This window comes from Streptomyces sp. NBC_01571, from assembly GCF_026339875.1.
Taxonomy (GTDB): domain Bacteria; phylum Actinomycetota; class Actinomycetes; order Streptomycetales; family Streptomycetaceae; genus Streptomyces.
Map to the genome: position 1 here is coordinate 916,053 of NZ_JAPEPZ010000001.1, position 21,525 is coordinate 937,577.

The following is a 21,525-nucleotide window of genomic DNA, read 5'->3' on the forward strand; positions in this document are numbered from 1 at the left end:
TCGAACGCGTGCGTACTGGTGGGCGTCAGAATCACTCGTCACCGGATCCACTCGCACCGGATTCACATGCGGCACGACGGGGCTCCGGCTCCGCGCTGCCGCCCCGCCAGGAGGCTCGATGCGCATTGCACGGAACGCAGGAACGCTCTTCGTGGCAGGTGCGTTGACCATGACACTCGCCGCGCTCGCGTACCCTGCCGTGATCGGTGTGCAGACCACGTCCAGCGCCCCGAACCGCGTGATCGCCAACACTCCGACGGGCCCGTTGACCGAGGCCGACCGTGACTTCGTCGTCAAGGTGCGAGCGGCGGGACTCTGGGAGTACCCGGTCGGACAGCTGGCGCTGCAGAAGGGCACCATCCCGGCGGTCAGAACCGCCGGCGACCACCTGATCAAGGGCCACGCCGCGCTGGACGACACCGACCGCAAGGTCGCCGCCACGCTCGGCATCACCATCCCCAACAAGCCGTCCCCGCAGCAGCAGGGTTTCGTCTCGACCCTGAGCGCGGACAGCGGCAAGCAGTTCGACACGGACTTCGCCAACATCCTGCGGCTGACCCACGGAACGATCTTCCTCACCGTCGCGAAGATCAGGTCCACCACCGAGAACTCGTTGGTGCGCCAGCTGGCCGACCAGGCCAACGACACGGTGCTGGACCACATCACGGTGATGGAGAAGACCGGACTGGTCAACTTCGACCAGGTGTTGTTCCAGGAGACCACCCCGCCGAAGCTGCCCGCCGGAAACGTCACGCCGCCCGCACCCGCGCCGGGCGAGCCGACCGTCGTCCTCACCCCGCCCGCGGGAAGTTCCGCGTCCCCCTCACCGACGGTGCGGTGAACCGGGAACGTCGCCCCGGCCCGGGACCTCAGCTTCCCGGGGCCGGGGCGACGTTGTCGTAGAGGCCCATGAGGGACCCGAGGGCGTCCCGCAGTCCCGGCGGGCGGAGCATCCCGCGCAGCGGACGCCCGGCCCAGCCGGGGCCGCCCAGCACGACGGCGGGATGGTTGCGGGCTCCCTTGACACCCCATTGGGTGCCGGCCACGTGCCGGGCGAGTGGGACGTCGGCCGTCGAACGGGTCTGGGCCCACAGCACGACGGCCGTCGGGCCGAGCCGCCGTACCGCCGCGGTCAGCGCCTCGGTGGGCACGGCCGCACCGAACATCCTTGTGGGCAGGCCGAGTTCGGCGAGTCCGGCGTGCAGCGCCTGCAACGGCAGGCTGTGCTCCTCGCCGGGGACGCACGCCAGCACCACGGGCCCCGGGCCGGTGGCCGGAGCGTCGGGCCGGGCCGGCTCGGTGGCCCGGTGGAGCGTCCGGGAGATATGCCAGGACAGCAGGTGCTCCACCTCCACGTAACGGTCACCGGAGGACTCCCACTTGCGTCCCACCGCGTGCAGGGTGGGCACCATCACCTCGTCCCAGGCGACGACCAGGCCGTGCCGTGCCACGAGCGAGGCCAGCTGGTCGTCCATCGCGGGCGCGTCGAGGCGCACGGCGGCGCGCGCGAGGCCCCTGCACTCCTGGCGGACGTCACCGAGCGGCAGCGCGCCGGCCGCCTGTGAACGCCGCCGGCCGGCCTCCGCGGACGGGTCGGGGCCGGAAGGGATCCGCTCGACGCCCTTCCGCGCGGTCCTGGCCGCCTCGGCGGGCGGCACCCCCGCGGAGGTCAGACGGCACATCTCCTCGAGCATCGCCACGTCCTGCGGCGTCCAGCGGCGGTGCCGCCCGTCGGAGCGGACCGCGGGACCCACTCCGTACCGGCGGTCCCAGGAACGCAGGGTGGTGGGCGACACTCCCAGCCGGCGGGCCAGCGCACCCGTGGTGACGCCCGTCTCGGCGGGCCGTGCGGCCACTTCTGACGGCCCTGTCGGTCGGTCCTCGCCCATGCGGCGACTATACGACGCAGAAACGATGCAAGTTGTCCCGGATGTCCCGCGGTTCACACGATGGAGCCTCGCGGCGCGCCGTACGGAAGGCGCCCCGTGACCCCCGTCCGAACCGAGGAGCCGTGGTCATGACCGCAGATCCGATCACCACGGGGCGTGCGCCGGCCGTACACACCCGCCGCACCGAGCCGGTCGCGGCCCCCGGATCCCCGCCGGGTCCCACCGGCGACACGCGCGGCCGTCCCGAGGCCGCCGCGCCCGATCGCGTCTCCGTCCGGCACGAGCTCACCGGACCACCCGCACCGCAGCGTCGGGTGCCGCGTCTCGCGTCGTACGAGGACTCCACCCGGACACAGCTCGCGCGGCGCACCGGCCGGCCGCCGGGGACCGCCGGCGGCCACTGCCGACGCTGCCTGCCCCGACGGCGACGCCGGCTGCCCACGCGGGCCGACGGGTGAGGACCGGCGGAGCCCGCCCGGCACCGGGCCCGGCCGGCCCGCGTCCCGCGCACGCGCCCGGCCACCGCACCCGGGATTCTCCCGCCGTGGGCCAATCCGCGGCCGGACCTGCTCCGGATCAGTCCCGTACCGTTCGCCCTGCTTGGAGGACCACCCTGTGAAGGAAGCCGTGGAAATCGGGAGAGACCCGGCGGCGGGACCCGGTCTGCCGGACCTGATGGCCGACGTCGCCCGGGGCGACCAGGAGGCTTTCGCCGCGGTCTACGACGTCGTGGCGGGGCCGGTGCTCGGCATCGTCCGCAGGGTGCTGCGCGACCTGGCCCAGTCGGAGGAGGTGGCGCAGGAGGTACTGGTCGAGGTGTGGCGGACCGCCGCCCGCTACCGGCCCGAGCGGGGGTCGGTGATGAACTGGGTGCTCACCCTCGCCCACCAGCGGGCCGTCGACCGGGTGCGCTCGGCCGAGGCCTCGGCGGCGCGCGAGCACAAGGCGGCCCTCCTCGACCGGACGCCCGAGTTCGACGAGGTGACCGAGCAGGTCGAGGCGCGGCTGGAACGGGAGCAGGTGCGGCGCTGTCTGCGGACGCTGACGGAACTCCAGCGCCAGTCCGTGACCCTCGCCTACTACCGGGGCCTGACCTACCGGGAGGTGGCGGAGCTGCTGACGCTTCCGCTCGGCACGGTCAAGACCCGGCTGCGCGACGGTCTCATCCGTCTCCGCGACTGCCTGGGGGTCACCGCATGACCACGTCCGACCTGCACACCCTGACGGGCGCGTACGCGCTGTACGCCCTCGACGCGGACGAGCGCGGCCGGTTCGAGCGGCACGCCGCCGACTGCGAGGCCTGCGTCCAGGAGGTTCGTGAGCTGACCGCCACGGCCGCGCGGCTGGGCCTCGCCGAGAGCGCCGTCGCGGCCCCCGAGCTCAAGAACCGGGTCATGCGGCAGATCACCACGGTCCGGCAGGAAGCGCCCCTGCCGACGCCTTCCCCGCCCCCAGCACCAGATCTCCGCCGCGTACGCCGTACCCGCGGCCTGTCGCGCTGGGCCCTGGCCGCCTGTGTGGCCGCCGCGGCGGCGTTCGGCGGCACGGCGGTGTGGCAGCACGAACGGGCGCGGGACGCACAGCATCAGGCGCGGGACGCCGAGCGCCGGACCGCCGACCTGACCGCGGTGCTGGCCGCCCCGGACGCGAAGAGCCGTACCGCGAGACTGGCGGGCGGGGCCGGCGGCACGGTGGTCGTCTCCGCGAGCCGTGACAAGGCCGTCTTCATCTCCTCGGAGATGGCGAAGCCGCCGAGCGGCAAGGTCTACCAGCTGTGGTTCGACGACGCGGGCACCATGCGCTCCGCCGGTCTGATGGACCCGCATCGGACCAGCGAGGCGGTGCTGCTGGACGGGAACGTGGCCAAGGCCTCGGGCATGGGCATCACCGTGGAACCGGCCGGCGGCTCGGCCCGGCCGACCTCGGCGCCTCTCGCGCTGCTGGACCTCCCCGCCTGACCGCGGCCGGCCGGCCGCGCCGTGCCCCCTCGTCGGGACCGGGCCGGCCGGTCCTCTTCCGCGCCAGGCCGGGCGGGAGCGGCCGATCCTCTCCTTCCGGACCGGAGCGGACCGGCCCGTCCCTCTCCCGGGACGAGCCGGTCCTCCCGGCGTCGTCACCGGTCCTCCCCCGGCGGGCGACGCCCGCACGCGGCCCCGTCAGCCGCGCGACTTCGGCGGCAACGGAAAGAAGCCGCTGGTCCTCGCGGAGTACTCGGCGAACCCCGCTCGCCCCGCCAAGTGCTTCTCCAGCAGCGCCTTCCCGCTGCCGTTGATCAGCAGCCAGCTCATCAGCAGCGGTGAGAGCACCGACACCGCGGCCGCCGCGCCCGAGTCGCAGGCGAGCAGGAACAGGCCCCACCACACGCAGAAGTCGCCGAAGTAGTTGGGGTGCCGGGTCCAGCTCCACAGGCCCCGGTCCATGACCCGGCCGCGGTTGGCGGGATCGGCCTTGAACCGGGCCAGTTGGGCGTCGCCCACCGCCTCGAAGAACAGTCCGACCGCCCACAGCGCGGCGCCGGCGAGGGTGAGTCCCGTCAGGCCCGCGGAGACGTACTGCGCGGCCTGGACGGGCAGCGACACCAGCCAGACCAGGGCTCCCTGCAGGAGGTAGATCATGCGCAGGGCGTACAGGTGGCGACGGCCGGGCGCCTTGGCGAGCATCGCCTCGTATCTCGGATCCTCGCCGTGGCCACGGCCCCGCCGGGCGATGTGCAGGGCCAGCCGCAGCCCCCACACCGAGGTCAGTACGGTCACCAGGATCCGTCGCCCCTCGTCGCCCTCGCCGGCGGAGGCCAGGAAGGACACCACGGCCACGGCGGTGAACCCGATCCCCCAGGCGACGTCCACGATCCGGTGGACGCCCTTGCGTACGGCGACAGCGAAGGTGACGAGCATGACGGCGAACGCCGCGGCCGCCGCGAGACCGAGGTTCTGGGCGAAGCCTGCCCAGGGGAAGCCGCTCATCGCTCGTCCGCCCCCGCGTACCAGTCCCCCGGCACGGCGGGCATGCCGCTGCTGCCTCCGGGAGCGGGCCGCACGCTCAGGATCTGGTCGACGCCCATGCGCCGTTCCTGGAAGGCGAGCGCCCCGCCGACCAGGTACAGCCGCCACACCCTGGCCGTCTCCGCCCCCACGAGCCGGACGAAGTCGTCCCAGCGCTCCTCCAGCGTGCGGTGCCAGGCCGCGACCGTACGGACGTAGTGCTCCCGCAGCGACTCCACGGACCGCACCTCCAGCCCCGCGGCCTCCAGCAGGCCGACGGTGTCACCCAGCGGTCTCATGTGCATGTCCGGTGCGATGTACGCCTCGATGAACGCGCCGCCGCCCGGTGCCACCGAGCCCCGCGACATCTGCTGGACGAGGACGCGCCCCCGTGGGCGGACGAAGCGGTGGAGGGCGGCGGCGAACGCCGGGTACTCGGTGTCCCCCACGTGTTCGCCCATCTCGATCGCGGTGACGGCCTCGTACGCGCCGCCGGCGATGTCCCGGTAGTCCTGGCAGACCACGTCGACCTGGTGTTCGAGGCCGCGCTCGCGCACCTGATCCCGTACGTACGCGGCCTGTTCCCGGGCCAGGGTGACCGCGGTGACCTGGGCCTTGTACCGCTCCGCCGCGTACAGCGTGAGGGAGCCCCAGCCGCAGCCGATGTCCAGCAGCCGGGCACCCGGGACGAGGCCGAGCTTGCGGCAGATCAGCTCCAGCTTGGCACGCTGGGCGTCGGCGGGACCGAAGTCCGGTTCCTCGCCGGTCCAGTAGCCGCACGAGTAGGCCATGGTCTCGTCGAGGAGCAGGCGGTAGAACGCGTTCGACAGGTCGTAGTGGTGGCTGATGGCGGCGCGGTCCCTGGATCTGCTGTGCAGGCCGCCGCGGAGTCGTGCCTGCGAGGCGGGGGTCGGGGGCCGCGGACCCACGGCCCCGAGGCGCAACGCGGTGGCGGCGGCGCGGGCCCGGTCGGCGGGGGTGAGCCGGGGTGCGTGCAGACTGCGCTCCCGAACCGCACTCCACATGGCGCTCAGGCCCGCCGCCAAGTCGCCCTCGACATCGATCTCCCCGGTGACGTAGGCCTGGGCCAGGCCCAGTTCGCCGGGCTGCCAGAGCAGCCGTCGCAGGGCGCGGCGCGTGCGGACGACGACCACGGGGGCGTCCCGGGGGCCGGTCTCGCTGCCGTCCCACGCGCGCAACCGCAGCGGCAGGGGGCCGCCGAGGGCGTCCTCGGCCAGTGCGGCGAGCCGGTGGGCGGCACCGGGGCGGGCGGTGGTCACGGTGATCACGGGGTGGGGTCCTCCTTCGTGAACAGGTACTGCTGGACGTCGAGGTACCCGGCGCGGAATCCCGCTTCGGAGTAGGCCAGGTAGAAGGTCCACATCCGGCGGAAGGTCGCGTCGAAACCGAGCCCTTCGACCTCGTCGGCGCGCTCGGTGAAGCGCTCGCGCCACAGCCGCAGGGTCTCCGCGTAGTGCGCGCCGAAGGGGTCCCTGCGGGTGGTCCGCAACCGGGTGTGCTCACGGGTCACCTGTTCCACGGCCTCCACCGAGGGCAGCAGGCCGCCGGGGAAGACGTACTTCTGGATCCAGGTGAAGGTGTCGCGGCTCGCCAGCATCCGGTCGTGCGGCATGGTGATCGCCTGCAGCGCGGCGCGACCGCCGGGGGCGAGCCGCGCGTCGAGCGTCGCGAAGTAGACCGGCCAGAACTCCGCCCCCACCGCCTCCACCATCTCGACGCTCACCACGGCGTCGTACGTGCCCTCGGCCTCCCGGTAGTCGCACAGCCGGACGGAGACCCGGTCGGCCACCCCCGCCTCGCGCACCCGCCGGCGGGCCAGGTCCCGCTGCTCGCGGGAGAGGGTGAGCGAGGTGACTCGGGCACCGCGGGCAGCGGCGCGTATCGCCAACTCGCCCCATCCGGTACCGATTTCGAGCAGCCGGGTGCCGGGCCCGACCTCGGCGAGGTCCAGCAGCCGGTCGATCTTGCGGTGTTGGGCGGCGGCCAGCAGGGGCCACGAGGCGGGAAAGCCGCGGAAGAGGGCCGCCGAGTAGCTGAGGGTCTCGTCGAGGAAGAGGGCGAACAGGTCGTTGGAGAGGTCGTAGTGCCGGCTGATGTTGTCGCGGGCGCCGGTGAGTGTGTTGCGCTGCGCTTCCGGGCGGCGGGGCGCCCACAGGCCGCGCAGCCGCTGGAGCGGTTCCGGGATCAGCCGCGCCGCGTTGTCGGCGAGCACGGTGAGCGCGGCGACCAGGTCCGGCGCGTCCCATTCGCCCGCCATGTAGGACTCGCCGAAGCCGACCAGTCCGTGGGTGCCGATACGGCGGTGGAAGGCCTCCGGGTCGTGGATCTCGATCACCGGGCCGCCGGTACCGAGACGGCTTCCGTCGGCGAACCGTGCCTGCAGGGGCAGCCGTCGCAGTGCCCTGCTCAGCACGGCGCGGGTGACGGCGGTCCGGGTGCGCGAGGCCTCCGGCGGCGTCACCACGTCCGGCCAGCGGGCGGGATCCCCGTCCCGGCGCTGCGCGGTGGCGGAGCGGGGCTCGGCTGTCCTCATGTGTCACTCTCCTGGCTTCGGTGGTGTGAACGGGGCTGGACGGGCAGTCCCCGCAGGTAGAGGCGGATGCCGTGGACGCGGATGGCCACCGAGACGGCGGCGGTGGACCACGGGTGGCGCAGCGCGGCACGCAGCAGCGTCGCGACGGTCGCCGCACGGCGGGTCCCGCGCACGGTCGCGGTGAAGGGCCGGGTGCCCGCGCGCTCCAGGCGCACCATGAGGTCGAGACGGTCGTCCGGGAGGGGAAGCCGCATGCGGTACTCGCCGTCCACGGGGAAGAAGGGCGAGACGTAGAACCGCTTCTCCGTGCGGTAGAGCCGCCTCCCGAACCGGTGGGTCTCCCGCTCGGGCCGTCGGTCCTCCCGCTCGGGCGACTCCGCCCGGCGGCTCGCCGGCTCCGACGACCGGGCGGGCTCCGAAGGCTCGTCGGCCGCGACGGCGCGGTGGTCGTCCCGCTGCTCCCGCGTCGTCCCGGCGCCGTCCGGGAGCAGCAGATAGCAGTGCCGTTCGCCGTACGTGTTGTGCACCTCCGCGACCACGCAGCGCGGTGCGCCGCCGGGGTCGTGGCACCAGTAGAGGGTGAGCGGGTTGAAGACGTGACCGAGGACCCGCGCGTGGGTGAGCATCGTGACCGGGCCGCCGCGCAGATCGATGCCGTGCCCGGCGAGGAAGCGGTCGAGCCCGGCGCGGATGGTCGGCTGGTCCCCGTCGAAGTGGTCACGGGGGTCGAAGCCGGCCAACGGGCGCAGCGGAAGGGGCAGTCGGGGCGGGTGGTCGGGGTCCGTCAGCCACATGTACGTGCGGTGGCGCAGCACGTACCGGGTCGGCGCGGTCCGTACGTGCGAGACCGTGCAGGGGTAGAGCGCGGGGGTACCGGTCACCACGTCACCCCGAGGGCCGCGGCGGCCGCCGCGCCGGAGCGGCAGCCGTCCTCGTGGAATCCCCAGCCGTGGTAGGCGCCGGCGTACGCGGTCACGGGGCTGTTCAGTTCCGGGAGCCGGGTCTGCGCGGCGACGGACTCCCGCGTGTAGACGGGGTGTTCGTACACCATGCGGGCCAGGACACGGTCCGGGTCGACGCGGTCCTCGCCGCCGAGGGTGACCACGTAGTGATCGGGTGCGTCGAGGCGCTGGAGCCGGTTCATGTCGTAGCTGACGCGGACCCGGTCCGCGCCGGCGTCGCACGACGGCATCAGGTAGTTCCAGGAGGCCCTCGCCGCCCGGGCGCGCGGCAACAGCGCGGTGTCGGTGTGCAGGAGGGTGGTGTTGCGGGAGTAGCGGAAAGCGCCGAGCACCTCTCGCTCCCGCTCGGTGGGGTCGGCCAGCAGCCTCAGGGCCTGGTCGGGATGGACCGCGATCACCACCGAGTCGTACGACGCGGTGGTGCCGTCCGCCGTGGTGACGTCCACGGCGTCTGGATGCCGTCGCACGGCGCGGACGGGGGCGGAGGTGTGCACGGCGTCGAGGCGTTTGGCGACACGGTCGACGTAGGAGCGGGAGCCGCCGCTCACCGTGCGCCAGACCGGGGAGTCGCTCACCGAGAGCATGCCGTGGTGCTCCAGGAAGCGGAACAGGTGGGCGGCCGGGTAGCGGCCGGCCGTGACGGCGTCGCAGGACCAGACCGCCGATACCAGCGGGGTCGCGAAGTGCTGCACGAAGTACGGCGAGAAGCGTTCCCGGGTCAGGAACTCGCCCAGCGTCAGGCTCTCTTCGCCGTCCGCGGCCAGCAGTCGCCGGGCCGCGCGGTGGAAGGCCGGCACTTCGGTGAGCATCCGGAGGTAGGAGCCGCGCAGGGCGCTTCGCGGGCGGGCGAACAGGCCTGCCGGACCGCGCGCGCCCGCGTACTCGAGGCCGCAGCCCTCGCAGCGCACCGACATGCTCATCTCCGACTCCTGGGTGGCGACGCCGAGTTCGTCGAACAGCCTCAGGAGGTTCGGGTAGGTACGGCGGTTGTGCACGATGAAGCCGGAGTCGACGCGGTGCAGTCTGCCGTCGGAGGCGGCGAGGTCATGGGTGTGCGCGTGGCCGCCGAGCCGGTCGTCCGCCTCGTACAGGGCCACCGGTCGTGCGCGGCCCAGCACGTGGGCGGCGGTGAGTCCCGCCACGCCCCCGCCGATGACGGCCGTCCGCCGCGCCGGCCCGTGCCGTCCGCGCTGTCCGGGCTGTCCGCGCTGTCCGGGCTGTCCGCGCTGTCCGCGCTGTCCGCGGTCGGCGATCTCCTGCTGGTCCGCACGCGAGGCGTCCTCTGACGCTTGCCGCACCATGTCTCCTCCCACCCGGCTCGCCGGTTTCGGCTTCAGAGCTCTCGGCCCTATTCCGAAGCTGCGGCCGTGATGGATTGGCCGGAAGGCGCCCTTCCTCCGATCGGGTGAGAGGCCGGTGCCGACACGGGCGATATGCCTGGTCGGTGAGAAGGGGGCGAGCACGGAACGGCCGTACGGAGCGCGCCCGTGCGGCTACCGTGGGCCATGGCCGTGCGGACTCGTCGTCGGGACTCTCCCGGCGCGGCACGGAGATCTTGCGGGGCGGCGAGGCGGAACCGGCCCGTGGATCAGCGAGGCGGGCCCGGACCGCGGACCGGCGGAGCGGAACCGGACCGCGGCAGCGGCAGCGGCGGAGCGGAACCGGATGGCGGGAGCGGCGGGGCGGGACCGGGACGCGGGAGCCGCGGGACGGAACCGGGACGCGGGGGTCCGGGTTCGGTCCGTCATCCGGCCCCGGGACGCGGCCGCTTGAAGCCGAGCAGCGTGCGGTAGCGCTCGCGCGTCGCGAACTCCCGCAGAGGCCAGATCACCGGCCGTCCCACCTCGGCGCAGAGATGAAGGACCCGGCCCTCGCCCACGACGACCCCGACATGGGCACCCCACGCCTCGTCGCCGTGGTTGAAGAGGGCGAGGTCCTGCGGCCGGGACTCCCGTACCCGTTCGGTGAGTACGGTGTCGGCCCACAGCTCGCTCGAACGCCAGGGGGGCAGACGCGGGCCGAGGTGGCGCAGCACTTCGTAGGCGAAGAACTGACAGTTGGCGCCGTCGGCGAGGCCCGGCCTCTCGGCGACGGACCGCGAGCCGGGAAAGCGCCGGCCCACGTACGGAGTGGACCAGATCAGCTCGGGCAGCCGCGCTGTCAGCTCACTCTCACTCGGTTCCCGCACCCGCGACTCCGTCCGTGTACCGGGCAATTCCCTCGGCCTCGCGTGGTTGCCGAGCCGCTGCGGCCTGTCCCCTCAGCGAAAGCCACCTCTACACATAAAGAAGAAATAAGCGCACAATAGGTGCAAGCGGCGCTTACCGCACACCGCACCAGAAGCGGTCAGGCCTGCCGAGATCGAAGGAGTCGACTCATGGCCAACGTCTCGCACCCCAGAAACGACATCACGAACCACCCGGACGTGTCCGAAATGCGGGACCGGTATGCCCGCGTGACGGGTGGCCGCGACGTGGCGCTCGTCGACGGACCCGTGTTCCTGCTCGGTCTGTACTGCGCCGTGTCCCCGTGGATACTCCACTACACGACGAGTCAGCCCGACCTGATGACCCACAACCTCGTCCTGGGCATCGCGATTGCCGTGCTGGCCCTCGGATTCACCGTGACACCGGAGAGGATGTACGGCCTGAGCTGGGCCCTCTGCGCGATGGGTGTGTGGATGATCATCTCGCCGTGGGTGGTCGGCACCAGCCCGGACACCGGCGTGGTGCTCAACAACATCATCATCGGCGCGCTGGCCGTGGTCCTGGGGGCGGTGTGCGCGTTCACGGCGACGAAGAGCACTTCCCGGGCGTAGGCCCGATCGTCGCTCCGGGGTGCCGACCCGTTCGCGGGAAAGGAAGTGGACGACAGCCACAGGCCGGCCCGCCCGTGCGGGCCGGCCTCGACGCGCCACCGCAACCACCCGCGACCACACCCCGGGTCGAGGTCAGATCGCCGTGCCGAGCGACCACCTCGGGGCGCTTCCCGCGAGACGGCAGGTGAGGAAGTACAGCGGAATCGGTGGTGTGTACGGCGACTCGCCCTCGGGGCGGTGGATCAGACGCGGCCGGTCGGAGCGCGGGCGCCGCAGGGCCCGCGTCCAGGACGGGTCGGCGAGCCTGGCGCCGATCGCGTAGCGCGTGGACGACGGCCAGGTGACACCTATGTGCGATCCGGACGGGACGATCCACCACCACCGCTCGTCGTCGGCGAAGACGCAGCCGACGCGGGGCAGACAGTCCATGATCCGTTCACCGTGTTCCCGGGAGGTGCCCACGGCGTCGTACCCCAGACTCGGGGATAGTTCGGCGGGTATCACGAGGGTGGCGCCGGACTCGCGTGGGTCGAGGGCTGTGCCGTGGTCGCGGGGGTCGCGGGCCGAGGTGTGTTCACACAGGTCGGGAGTGTGCTGTCGTTCCATCAGACGGAGATCCTTCGGCCGAGTGGGGGATGGGCCGGGCGGTTTTCATGGTGGGCGGACGGCTGATCGAGGCAGGGCTGCCGCTCCGCGCCGGCAGGACGGCCCAGACGATGCGGCCGGACCCGTCTGCGGTGTCCCCGACGCCCCAGTCGCTGCTCAGCGCGCCGACCAGCAGGAGCCCGCGGCCGCACTGGTCCTCGGGTCCCGGCTGACGCTGTGCCGGGAGGGTCCAGCCACGATGCTGGTCCTCGACCTCGATGTGGAGCGGGCCCCGGGCGATGTGGAGTCTGCACACGATCCACTCGCTCGCCGTGTGCGTCAGAGCGTTGGTGACGAGTTCGGAGATGAGCAGGACAGCGTTGTCACGCGTCTCACGGTCCGTGCCCCACTCACTCAGGAGGTCGCGCACATGTCTTCGGGCCACACCTACTGAAGCGGGGGCCGCGCGCAGGGCGAACACTCCGGCCCGGTGGGGATATTCGTCCCCCGGCAGTCGGTCCAAAGGCTGGGGGAGGGAGGGCGGGGTCATCGCCGTTCGCCTTTCGTCTGCCTGCACCACAGGCGGTGCCAGTGCCGTCCCGGCGGTCCGGTATCGCCACGAGATGCGTCCATCTCGTCGCGCAAGCCGTCGCGCCACAGCTTCGTCTCCCCCAACTGGGCTGTGCGGCCTGCCTCTTAACCGTTCCAGGGACGATAGGACCACTGTGGCAGCTGCCAACAGCACCTCGCAACCGACAAGTTGAAATTTGCAGAGTGCCAGGTGCATGCTTCCCTGGTCGGCGGATGATCGTGACAGACTGCGACCTCGAAACCCGCTCCGAGGGGGTACGGCGTGTCCACGGATTCCGACTGGGGTGGGGCGCCTTCGGTCCTGCGCATGATCCTCGGCAGACAGCTGGAGGAGCTCCGTACCGCCGCCGGTCTGACGTACGAGCAGGCCGGGGAGGCGATCGGTGTCAGCCACTCCACCATCCGCCGGATGGAAGCGGCCAAGGTGGCCCGGCTGCGGCTCGCGGACGCCGAAAAGCTCCTCCAGATCTACGGTGTGACCGACCAGCAGGAGATCGACACCTTCCTGAAGTCGGTCCGCGAGGCCAACAAGCGTGGCTGGTGGCACACGTACCGCGACGTGCTGCCGGACTGGTTCGCCGCGTATCTGAGCCTGGAGCAGGCCGCGCTCCAGATCCGCGCGTACGAGGCGGAGTTCGTGCACGGACTCCTGCAGACGGAGGCCTACGCGCGCGCTCTGCTCGGCGCGGGCAATCCGCACGCCCCGGCCGACGCGACCGAGCGGCGGGTCGCGCTGCGCATGCGGCGCCAGGAACTGCTGACCCGGCCGGGGCCGCCACGCGTCTGGGTCGTGATGGACGAGACCGTGCTGCGGTGGCCGGTCGGCGGCCCCGAGGTGATGCGCGCCCAGATCGACCATCTCATCGCGGTGAACACGCTCCCCCATGTCACCCTGCAGATCATGCCGTTCAGGAACGGCCCGCATCCGGCCATGCGCGCCGGTGCGTTCCACCTCTTCCGGTTCAGGGCAAGCGAGTTGCCGGACATCGTGTATTCGAGTGGTCTGGTGGGCGCCGTCTATCTCGACAAGGTGGACGACGTCCTGGTCTACCGCGAGGCACTGGACCGGCTGGGCGCCCAGTCCACGCCCGCCACCAAGACCGAGGCCCTTCTCGGCTCGATTCGCAAGGAGCTATGAGTGCACCACCACAGGAACAAGCCCCCGATGAGGCAGCACCACCGGGGAGACCCCTCCATACGCAATGGCATGCCCTCTCGGGAACTCGGCGCGCAGGGCTGGTCCAAGCCGTGGAGCGACGACGCGGGCGGTGCCTGCGTCGAGGCGAAGAGGCTGGCCGACGGGCGGATCGCGCTGCGTCAGTCCACCGATCCCGACGGGCCCGCGCTGGTCTTCACCCCCCATGAGATGACGAGCTTCCTGGCGGGCGTCAAGGCGGGGGCGGCCGACTTCCTTCTCTGACAACCTTGTCCTCTTGCTATGCCCTGTGTGTCCTGCTCACTCACCGCACTCAACACCCGCTGTGAACCGACGACTTGATGGGAGGGGCGGCGTTGCCCGACAACGGATGGCCGGCCGACCGTATCGACACCGAGAGCGCACACTCCGCGCGCATCTACGACTACATCCTGGGCGGTAAGGACTTCTACCCCGCCGACCAGGAGGCGGGCGACGCCATGGCGCGGGAGTGGCCCGCGCTGCCGATCCACATGAAGGCCAACCGCGACTGGATGAACCGCGCGGTGGCCTATCTCGCCAAGGAGGCGGGGGTACGCCAGTTCCTGGACGTCGGCACCGGCATCCCCACCTCGCCCAACCTCCACGAGATCGCCCAGTCGGTGGCCCCCGACTCCCGGGTCGTCTACGTGGACAACGATCCCATCGTCCTGACCCTCTCGCAGGGCCTACTGTCCAGCACCCCCGAGGGCAGGACGGCGTACGTCGAGGCCGACATGCTGGATCCGGCGACGATCCTGAACGCACCGGAACTGCGTGACACCCTCGACCTCGGCGAACCCGTCGCGCTCACCGTGATCGCGATCGTCCACTTCGTGCTCGACGAGGCCGACGCGGTCGGCATCGTCCGGCGTCTGCTGGAGCCGCTTCCCTCGGGCAGCTATCTGGCGATGTCCATAGGCACCGCCGAGTTCGCCCCGCAGGAGGTGGCCCGCGTCGCCCGCGAGTACGCGGCGCGCAACATGCCGATGCGCCTGCGGACCCACGCGGAGGCGAAGGAGTTCTTCGAGGGCCTCGAACTCGTCGAACCCGGCATCGTCCAGGTCCACAAGTGGCACCCGGACGGCACGGAGACCGAGCCGATCCGCGACGAGGACATCGCCATGTACGGGGCGGTGGCCCGCAAGCCGTAGGACGACGGCACAGGTTCACGGTCCCCGCCCGCCGGTCCCACGTCCGTGGCTCCCGCCGGGCGGGGACCGCGGCGGCGGACCTCACGCGTCGGCGGTGGAGTCCAGCAGGGTCGCGCACTCGGCCGCGAGGGCCACCATCCCGTAGGCCTGTGCCACGCGCAGCGCTTCCCGCAGGAGCCGGGAGGCGTGGGCGGCGGTGCCGGGGCGGCCCGTCCTGCGCAGCGCGCGGGCGCGGGCCAGTCGCAGGCGGGCCAGTTGGGGCTGGGAGGAGCGGACCGGCTCGGCCGCCAGGTGGAAGTCGGCGAGCGCGGTGTCCGGCTCCCCCGCGGCCAGCGCGAGCAGGCCACGGGCTCGAGCGGTCGGGCCGACCAGCACGGAGGGCCAGCCCGCGAGGGCGATCTCGTCTCCGTCGTGGGCGGCCAGGCGGTCGCGCAGTCCCGGCACGACCTCGCGCAGTTCGCTCTCGAATCCGCCCCGCGCGTCGAGTGCGGCGCTCACCTCGGCGAGCAGGACCAGCGTGGGCACCGCCCACCCGGAGGGCGGGAACCGGGTGAAGTCGGCCGTGTCGTGTGCGAAGCCCACGAGCCGGTCCGCCCCTTCTGCGTACTGGCCGGTCTCGCACAGGGCGAGCGCCAGACCGGCCCGCCAGACCGGGAAGTAGCCGTGCCGCTCGACGGTGTCGGCCAGACCGGAGGTGAACAGGTCGGCCATCCGGCCCTGTTCCCGCAGCAGCCAGTAGGCCTGCCCGAGGCGGGTCTGCTGGAGGTTGTCGGCGGGAGCGGCCAGATCGGCGGATAATCGCTCGACGAACGTCAGCGACTCGCCGAAGATCCAGCCCGCCGCCTGGTCGAACCGGCCGTGCCACAGGTCGAGCAGGGCGTCCAGGGTCCGCTGCTGCCAGACGGCGAGGGTGCTGCGGGTGTCGGCGGCGTGCTTGCGGTACTGGTTCGCCGTGGCCAGCGCGCTGTAGACCTTGCCGACGCGTAACTGGTCGATGGCGAGGGCCATCAGCGCCTCACCGCGGAAGTACGCGGAGTCGTGCCCCGCCGCCGCGTCGCGCAGCCGTTCGGACAGCGCCAGGGATTCGGCGGTGGAGACGAAGTCGTACAGGCCCCACCGGCATTCGGTGAGCACCTCGCAGCGCACCTCGTCGTCCTTGCCGTCCACGGCGAGCCGGCGCAGCGTGCCGCGAGCGAGCCGCGCTCCCTGTTCAGGACCCGCCCGGCTCACCGCGGTGTCCTCACTGACGGCCATGGACAGCTTCTTCGCCAGGTGCGCGTTGAGCCGCAGGCGCAGTCCGGCGGCCTCCACTCCCCCGTCCTGCGCCAGCGCGGCCAGGCTCTCCCTGATCCGTTGCAGCACTTCGTGGTCGACCTGTCCGGGGTCCGACCAGCGCCGGGCCATCCTGATCACGGCCTCCGCCTGGGCCGACGGATCGCCCTCGGCGCTCGCGTACGCCGCCCGATAGAGACGCTCCGCCTCCCGCATGTCCCCGGTGGCATGGCTGAGGTCGCCGCGCCTGAGCAGCCGGTCGAACTCGTCCCGCCGCCGCGCCACGACCCAGTCCCCGTGCCGTGGCGGTGACTTCACCAGCTTTCCGGTCCGCTCCCGCGGACCGGCGCCGACAGTCTTGGAGATGCGCTCGAAGGAGGGATCGGGAACCAGGGCGAGCAACGCGCCCTTGGCGTCAAGACGTTCGTCGCAGAGCTGTGCGAGTTCGCGTGTCACGCGGCGCTGGCCCGTCTCGATCCGGCTCAGGAAACTGCGGCTGCAGTGCACCTCTTCGGCCAGCTCGCTCAACGACTTCCCGGCCGCCGTGCGCCGTCGGCGCAGTTCCGCGCCGAACGCGTTCTCTTCGATCGTGATCCCTCCAACGGCTCGCGCCCTGGCTCCTGTTGCCAGAAATCGTTGGCAACAGCCGACCGCTCCGCGTTGGCGCGGAAACCCACCAGTCTGTGTGTGAGCGAGCTTACAGGGAGCGAGCGCGCGGACACCGGCAGACAGGAGCCTCGGTCATGGGTGGGGACGGTCCCAAGGTGGTGGCGGCGGTCGACTTCGGCACCCATGGCACCGGCTTCGCCTGGGCGGTGAGGACTCCGCCGAACGACGATCCGCGTACCAGGAGGGTGCAGTTCTTCACACGGTTCCCGGGCCGCCAGCTGGACTACCCGAAGAACCTGACCGCGATCCTGCTGGCCACCGGGGGCGAGACGGTCGCCTGGGGCCACCGGGCCCACGGTCTGTGGGCCGACGCCCTCGCCAAGGGGGAGTCCGACGGGCTCGGCTACGCCTACGCCTTCAAGACGGCGTGGAAGAGCGGCGGCACGATGTCGGACATGCCGACGGTGGGCGGCTTCGTCGACCTCGACGACCGGGACCGGGTACGGGAACTGACCACCGCCTACCTCAAGGAGATCCGCGAGCTGGCGTTGGCGGAGATCAGGGGGATGACGTACACGGAACGGGAGGTCCGTTGGTGCATCACGGTCCCCGCGATCTGGGACGACGAGGGCAAGGCGGTGATGCGGCGGGCGGCGGTCGACGCCGGGTTCCCCGACGATCCGGAGCGCCTGCTGCTGGCGATCGAACCCGAGGCCGCCGCGCTGTACTGCTACTTGAGGATGACGGACGCGGAGGCGGCTCCGTCCGAACCTGCCCGGCTGCCCCTGCATCGCGACGGGTTCCGGTTCGTGGTGATCGACTGCGGCGGCGGCACCGTCGACATCACGGCCTACGAGTCGGACAGCGGAGCCGGACCGTCGATCGCGCTGCGCGAGATCGGTCTCGCCACCGGTGGGCACCTCGGCTCCGAGTATGTCAACCAGGCGTTCCGGGACACGGCACTCGGCGAGCGGTTCGGGCCGGCGGTCCTGAAGCGCATCGAACGCGACCACCCGGGTGAGTTGTTGCGGATGTCCCGGCAGTGGGAGCACGCCAAGCGCACGGTGGAGGTCGAGCGGGACGCCTCCTCGGTCGCGCACGTGCTGGATCCGGTGCGCATCGAGGTTCCGGCCGTCGTGTGGACCCTCCTCGACGAGCCGGTGCGGGCGCGGCTGACCCGGGACGCCGGCGGGCTGCCCCGGCAGATCGTCCTCCCGCCCGACGAGGTGGAGGGACTGCTCGACGAGACGGTGGATGGCATCCTGGACAAGGTCGCGGAGCAGCTGGCCACCATCGCGCGGACCGGCGGCACGGGCCCCGAGCCCGAGACCCTGCTCCTGGTGGGCGGATTCGCCCGGTCCGAGTGGCTGCGCGAACGGATGCGCGCCCGCTTCGGCGGCCGGCACCGCATTCTGGTCCCGCCCGATCCGGCCCTCGCGGTCCTGGAGGGCGCCGTCCACTTCGCCTACCGGCCCGACGTGTTCGTCTCCCGGCAGGCCAAGTACACCTACGGGTTCGAGACGGCCAAGCCCTTCGAGGAGGGTGTGGACTCAACGATGCGCATGTACCGCGACGACGAGGGCGATGTGCTGTGCGTCGGCCGCTTCGGCATCGCCGTGCGCCGTACGGACGGCGTGCGGGTGAAGGACGCGTATCCCTTCCGCATCGTGCCGGTCCGCGAGGAGCAGCTCGAGTTGGACGTACACCTGTACCGCACGGCCGAGCCCGATCCCCGGTACGTCGACGAGGACGGGTGCGAGGAGATCGGCCGGCTGACCGTCGATCTGAGCAGCACCGTAGGCAGACCGCTGCGGGAGCGTGCCGTGATGCTGCTGTTCTACTTCGGCGCCAGTGAACTCCGGGTCGAGGTGTTCGACCCGGCCACCGAGGAGACCAGCCGGGTCTCCGTCGACTTCGACCGGATGTAGCCATGCCCGGACACCCCGAGGGAGGAACCGTGTTCTTCAACCGCCACAAGGCCGAAGCCCCGCAGGACGGCCGGGACGGGTCCGGCGACCGTCCCGCCGTCGGTGAGCCGCGCCGCGTGGAGGAGGAGACGGCCTTCCTGATCCCGCAGTCCGACTGGAAGCAACTGGCCGTCAGGCTGGACGGCCTGGAGGCGCTGGAGGCCCGGGTCCGGAAGCTGGAGGCGGATGCGGTCGCGGAGCGGGCCGCGCTGCGTTCGCAGACACGGTCCGAGATGGGCGAGTGGGCCGAGCGGGTGGAGCGCCGGATGCGGGGCTTCGACACCCGGCTGCGGGACACACTCGTCGGCTTCGGCCGGCTCAGCGACCGGCTGACGGAACTGACCATGCGTCATGAGGAGGTGGACGAACGGGCTCTGGCGCTGGAGAGCACCGTCGCCGACAGCCGTCGTCTCCTCGACGAGCTGGGCGAGGTGCTGGACCTGGTGCGCGTCGCCCAGGTGGAGGAGCGCACCGACCTCACCCGGGAGGACTTCCTCATCCACTACGAACTCGCGGGACGGCTCAAGGCGTTGTACACGCAGCGCATGCCCGATCTGATCCAGCCCCGGCTGGCGGCGGAGCGGCCCCGTGACGTCGTACGCCGCCAGGCCGAGTTGATCCGCCGGTTGTGCCTGGCGCTCTTCGGCCCGGAGGAACACGACGGGGTCGGCGATCCGGATCTCGACGAGCTGGCCCGCATCACCACCGACAACGGGCGGGTCGGGCTCGACCATCAGCACCAGAGGCTGTTGGAACGGGTCGGCGCGGAGGCCGCGAACCTGTCCCGGGCCATGAACGAGAGCGGCTATGCCAGCCGCTTCGACTTCACGGTCGAGCCAGGCACCGTGGCGGACCCTCGGGAGCACGCCCTCTGGCTCTCCTGCGAGGCGGGCCGCCCGGTCGCCTTCGTGGTGTGTCCGGGCTACCGGGCGGCGGACCGGCGGCTGCTGGAGCCGTTCGTCTTCACCGAGTCCGGCGGGGAGGGCTGAGGACAGTGCGGGAACTGCTGGGCCGACGGAAAAACGCCCAGAGACCCGTGAGTTGGGGGTCCGGCGGCCACTACCCCGCGGGGATCGGCACACCGGTGACGTCCTGTGCGACCTGGGTTCGGAGGCGGCACAGGAAGGTTTCGGTCCGGGGCGCGCGGGGGGCGCTCCGGCCCGGAAGTCCGTACGCGCGCGGGTGGGCCGGCCCGTCGGCTACGCGCCGGCCCTCGGCCGGGACCCGCTCGCGCGGCGGCGGGTGACGAACGGCCTCCGGGCGCCTGCGGCCGTGGACAGAATCCACGGCGAGCCGCGCCCCAGGGCGGCAGAGACCACCGGGCCCGAGGGGGGACGGGGGAAGGAGGGGGAGCGGAGTGCCCGATGTACGTCCGACGGGGGAAGGTCGGACCCGCGGTGACGGGCCGCGGCCATCGGCTCCGCTCCCCCTCCGGCGTGCGTGGGCCCGGCCCGATATTCGCTCGCCGGAGCCGCCGGGCTCGCCCACACTGTCGCCGTGACGCGAACGGTGAGTGCGTGGGTGAGTGCGGGTGACGAGGTGCTCGGGGTCGTCGGGCCGTTCCCGGTGGACATCCCCTGGTGGTCCGAGGCGGCACCGGTCGTCGACCGGTTGGAGAAGCTGCTCGGCGTGCCCGTGCTGGTGCTGCGTCTGCTGGACGTGGACGGCGGTGAAGGTGGTCGGGACGGTCATGTGACGTATCACGTCGAGGCGTTGGGGCCCCCGGTGCCCGGCACCCTGGAACAACGGGCCGTCGCCCCGGACCTGTTGGTCGGTGACGAGGTCTTCCGGTCGCCGTGGGCGCGGGCGGACGGACTGCGCGAGCTGCTCGGCTGGGCCGAGGAGACGCTGGCCTCGGCGGGGCGGCCGGTGACCGGTCCGGTGGAGCAGCGTCGGACGTGGAACCTGGCCGGTCTCTTCCGGCTGCCCACCGCGCGGGGGCCGGTCTGGCTCAAGGCGACACCGCGCTTCGCCGCCGACGAGGCGGCCGCCATCGCCGCGTTCGCGCGGGTCGACACCGGTCTGGTCCCGGTGCTGATCGGTTCCGGCGAGCGGCGCGTCCTGATGGAACACGTCCCCGGTGTGGACTGCTGGCAGCCCTCCGCGGAGACGGTCGGCGCGGCCATGGAGCGCATCGTGGCCGCGCAGGCGGCGCTCGCGGAACAGGGGCCCACGTGTCCCGGGGACGGCTCTTCACCGTCGAACCGCGCGGAGGGCTCGGCCCTGCCCGGTTCGAGGGGCGGGCCGTCCCCCGCAGGCGCCGGGGACGATCCGGCGTCTCCGTCCGGCGTCCCGGACCGGCGCATACCGGGGCTGGTCAGCGCGGTCCACGCCCTGCTCGACGGACCGGCCGTCGGGGAGCTGACCACACAGGAGCTGCTCGCGGCACGGGAGTTGACACGGCGCTGGGAGCTGCTCACCGAGTGCGGTCTGCCTGACACACTGGTGCACGGTGACTTCCACCCGGGCAACTGGCGCAGCGACGGCGGTCCGCCGGTCGTCGTGGACTTCGCCGACGCGCACTGGGGTCATCCCGTCCTGGACGGTCTGCGCGTCCACGACTTCCTCCCCGGGTCCGGCCGCGCGGTGGCCGCCCGCGCCTGGACCGACGCCTGGAAGGCCCGGGTGCCCGCGAGTGATCCGGCGCGCGCCCTCGCCCTCGCCGAACCGCTCGCCCTGCTCACGTACGCCGTCCGGTACCAGGAGTTCCTCGACGGCATCGAACCGTCCGAACGGGCCTACCACGAGGGGGATCCGGCCGGCGCGATCCGCGCGGCGCTGCGGTCCGCACGGAACCCGAGCCCGTACCTGGCGTCTTCCACGACGGGCTCCGTCTCCAGTTCACGCTCACCCAGCCGGGCAAGCTGAGGCCCTGAATGATTCCCGGGCTACCGACGCTCACGGCCGGCCCCGTACTCCGGGAGCGGCGTCCTGCAGATCGGGGGGCTCGCGGGCGTCACGGCATCCTC

At 72.3% G+C, this 21,525-nt stretch carries 21 protein-coding genes; 11 read left to right on the forward strand and 10 right to left on the reverse strand.

The window, feature by feature from the left end; translation table 11 throughout:
* Positions 1-118: 118 nt before the first annotated feature.
* Complete coding sequence (locus tag OHB41_RS04220; RefSeq protein WP_266696594.1) at positions 119-841, forward strand: DUF4142 domain-containing protein; 723 nt, start codon at positions 119-121, stop codon at positions 839-841.
* A gap of 28 nt (positions 842-869) precedes the next feature.
* Here the strand turns inward: OHB41_RS04220 and OHB41_RS04225 are convergent, their stop codons facing one another.
* Positions 870-1,889 carry a MerR family transcriptional regulator gene (locus OHB41_RS04225; RefSeq protein ID WP_266696595.1) on the reverse strand — a complete coding sequence of 340 codons (1,020 nt, stop codon included), beginning with the start codon at positions 1,887-1,889 and terminating at the stop codon, positions 870-872.
* A 128-nt stretch (positions 1,890-2,017) separates the two neighbouring features.
* Here OHB41_RS04225 and OHB41_RS04230 point away from each other — a divergent pair, with 128 nt between their 5' ends.
* The 3 genes from OHB41_RS04230 to OHB41_RS04240 all read left to right on the forward strand — a co-directional run bounded on the left by OHB41_RS04230 (position 2,018) and on the right by OHB41_RS04240 (position 3,847).
* Complete coding sequence (locus OHB41_RS04230; protein WP_266696596.1) at positions 2,018-2,347, forward strand: hypothetical protein; 330 nt, start codon at positions 2,018-2,020, stop codon at positions 2,345-2,347.
* 157 nt (positions 2,348-2,504) lie between these two features.
* Positions 2,505-3,089, forward strand: a complete 585-nt coding sequence (locus tag OHB41_RS04235) for a sigma-70 family RNA polymerase sigma factor (RefSeq protein ID WP_266696597.1) — start codon at positions 2,505-2,507, stop codon at positions 3,087-3,089.
* Positions 3,086-3,847 (forward strand): anti-sigma factor, encoded by a 762-nt coding sequence (locus OHB41_RS04240; protein ID WP_266696598.1) that lies wholly within the window; start codon positions 3,086-3,088, stop codon positions 3,845-3,847. Before OHB41_RS04235 ends, OHB41_RS04240 begins: the two co-directional genes overlap by 4 nt.
* A 198-nt stretch (positions 3,848-4,045) precedes the next feature.
* Here the strand turns inward: OHB41_RS04240 and OHB41_RS04245 are convergent, their stop codons facing one another.
* The 6 genes from OHB41_RS04245 to OHB41_RS04270 all read right to left on the reverse strand — a co-directional run bounded on the left by OHB41_RS04245 (position 4,046) and on the right by OHB41_RS04270 (position 10,574).
* On the reverse strand, positions 4,046-4,852 hold the full coding sequence (locus OHB41_RS04245; protein WP_266696599.1) for a DUF1295 domain-containing protein: 807 nt from the start codon (positions 4,850-4,852) through the stop codon (positions 4,046-4,048).
* The gene (locus OHB41_RS04250) at positions 4,849-6,156 is read right to left on the reverse strand and encodes a class I SAM-dependent methyltransferase (protein ID WP_526025030.1); all 1,308 of its coding nucleotides are present in this window, start codon (positions 6,154-6,156) and stop codon (positions 4,849-4,851) included. Before OHB41_RS04250 ends, OHB41_RS04245 begins: the two co-directional genes overlap by 4 nt.
* Positions 6,156-7,424 (reverse strand): SAM-dependent methyltransferase, encoded by a 1,269-nt coding sequence (locus OHB41_RS04255; protein ID WP_266696601.1) that lies wholly within the window; start codon positions 7,422-7,424, stop codon positions 6,156-6,158. The genes OHB41_RS04250 and OHB41_RS04255 overlap by 1 nt, the downstream gene beginning before the upstream one ends.
* Positions 7,421-8,305 carry a DUF1365 domain-containing protein gene (locus tag OHB41_RS04260; protein ID WP_266696602.1) on the reverse strand — a complete coding sequence of 295 codons (885 nt, stop codon included), beginning with the start codon at positions 8,303-8,305 and terminating at the stop codon, positions 7,421-7,423. Before OHB41_RS04260 ends, OHB41_RS04255 begins: the two co-directional genes overlap by 4 nt.
* Positions 8,302-9,687: an FAD-dependent oxidoreductase gene (locus OHB41_RS04265; RefSeq protein ID WP_266696603.1), complete on the reverse strand. Its 1,386-nt coding sequence runs from the start codon at positions 9,685-9,687 to the stop codon at positions 8,302-8,304. The genes OHB41_RS04260 and OHB41_RS04265 overlap by 4 nt, the downstream gene beginning before the upstream one ends.
* A 443-nt stretch (positions 9,688-10,130) precedes the next feature.
* A complete protein-coding gene (locus tag OHB41_RS04270) occupies positions 10,131-10,574 on the reverse strand; it encodes a hydrolase (RefSeq protein WP_266696604.1) in 444 nt (147 codons plus the stop codon).
* 189 nt (positions 10,575-10,763) lie between these two features.
* Here OHB41_RS04270 and OHB41_RS04275 point away from each other — a divergent pair, with 189 nt between their 5' ends.
* Positions 10,764-11,204 (forward strand): SPW repeat protein, encoded by a 441-nt coding sequence (locus OHB41_RS04275; RefSeq protein WP_266696605.1) that lies wholly within the window; start codon positions 10,764-10,766, stop codon positions 11,202-11,204.
* Between the two features lie 132 nt (positions 11,205-11,336).
* Here OHB41_RS04275 and OHB41_RS04280 read toward each other — a convergent pair whose 3' ends face one another.
* Both OHB41_RS04280 and OHB41_RS04285 read right to left on the reverse strand, forming a co-directional pair.
* Entirely contained in the window at positions 11,337-11,810 is a 474-nt protein-coding gene (locus OHB41_RS04280) for a hypothetical protein (RefSeq protein WP_266696606.1), read from the reverse strand.
* On the reverse strand, positions 11,779-12,339 hold the full coding sequence (locus OHB41_RS04285) for an ATP-binding protein (RefSeq protein ID WP_266696607.1): 561 nt from the start codon (positions 12,337-12,339) through the stop codon (positions 11,779-11,781). Before OHB41_RS04285 ends, OHB41_RS04280 begins: the two co-directional genes overlap by 32 nt.
* A 303-nt stretch (positions 12,340-12,642) precedes the next feature.
* Between OHB41_RS04285 and OHB41_RS04290 the strand changes: the two genes are divergently transcribed.
* The 3 genes from OHB41_RS04290 (at position 12,643) to OHB41_RS04300 (ending at position 14,708) form a co-directional block, all read left to right on the forward strand.
* Positions 12,643-13,518, forward strand: a complete 876-nt coding sequence (locus OHB41_RS04290; protein WP_266696608.1) for a Sco1979 family transcriptional regulator — start codon at positions 12,643-12,645, stop codon at positions 13,516-13,518.
* Between the two features lie 27 nt (positions 13,519-13,545).
* Positions 13,546-13,800, forward strand: a complete 255-nt coding sequence (locus OHB41_RS04295; RefSeq protein ID WP_266696609.1) for a DUF397 domain-containing protein — start codon at positions 13,546-13,548, stop codon at positions 13,798-13,800.
* Between the two features lie 92 nt (positions 13,801-13,892).
* Positions 13,893-14,708 (forward strand): SAM-dependent methyltransferase, encoded by an 816-nt coding sequence (locus OHB41_RS04300; protein WP_266696610.1) that lies wholly within the window; start codon positions 13,893-13,895, stop codon positions 14,706-14,708.
* A gap of 81 nt (positions 14,709-14,789) precedes the next feature.
* Here the strand turns inward: OHB41_RS04300 and OHB41_RS04305 are convergent, their stop codons facing one another.
* Positions 14,790-16,712 (reverse strand): helix-turn-helix domain-containing protein, encoded by a 1,923-nt coding sequence (locus OHB41_RS04305; protein WP_323138449.1) that lies wholly within the window; start codon positions 16,710-16,712, stop codon positions 14,790-14,792.
* An 11-nt stretch (positions 16,713-16,723) separates the two neighbouring features.
* Here OHB41_RS04305 and OHB41_RS04310 point away from each other — a divergent pair, with 11 nt between their 5' ends.
* The 3 genes from OHB41_RS04310 to OHB41_RS04320 all read left to right on the forward strand — a co-directional run bounded on the left by OHB41_RS04310 (position 16,724) and on the right by OHB41_RS04320 (position 21,424).
* Positions 16,724-18,517: an Hsp70 family protein gene (locus OHB41_RS04310; protein WP_266696611.1), complete on the forward strand. Its 1,794-nt coding sequence runs from the start codon at positions 16,724-16,726 to the stop codon at positions 18,515-18,517.
* A 29-nt stretch (positions 18,518-18,546) separates the two neighbouring features.
* Positions 18,547-19,545: a hypothetical protein gene (locus OHB41_RS04315; RefSeq protein ID WP_266696612.1), complete on the forward strand. Its 999-nt coding sequence runs from the start codon at positions 18,547-18,549 to the stop codon at positions 19,543-19,545.
* 508 nt (positions 19,546-20,053) lie between these two features.
* Positions 20,054-21,424: an aminoglycoside phosphotransferase family protein gene (locus OHB41_RS04320; protein WP_266696613.1), complete on the forward strand. Its 1,371-nt coding sequence runs from the start codon at positions 20,054-20,056 to the stop codon at positions 21,422-21,424.
* The last annotated feature ends 101 nt before the right edge of the window (positions 21,425-21,525 follow it).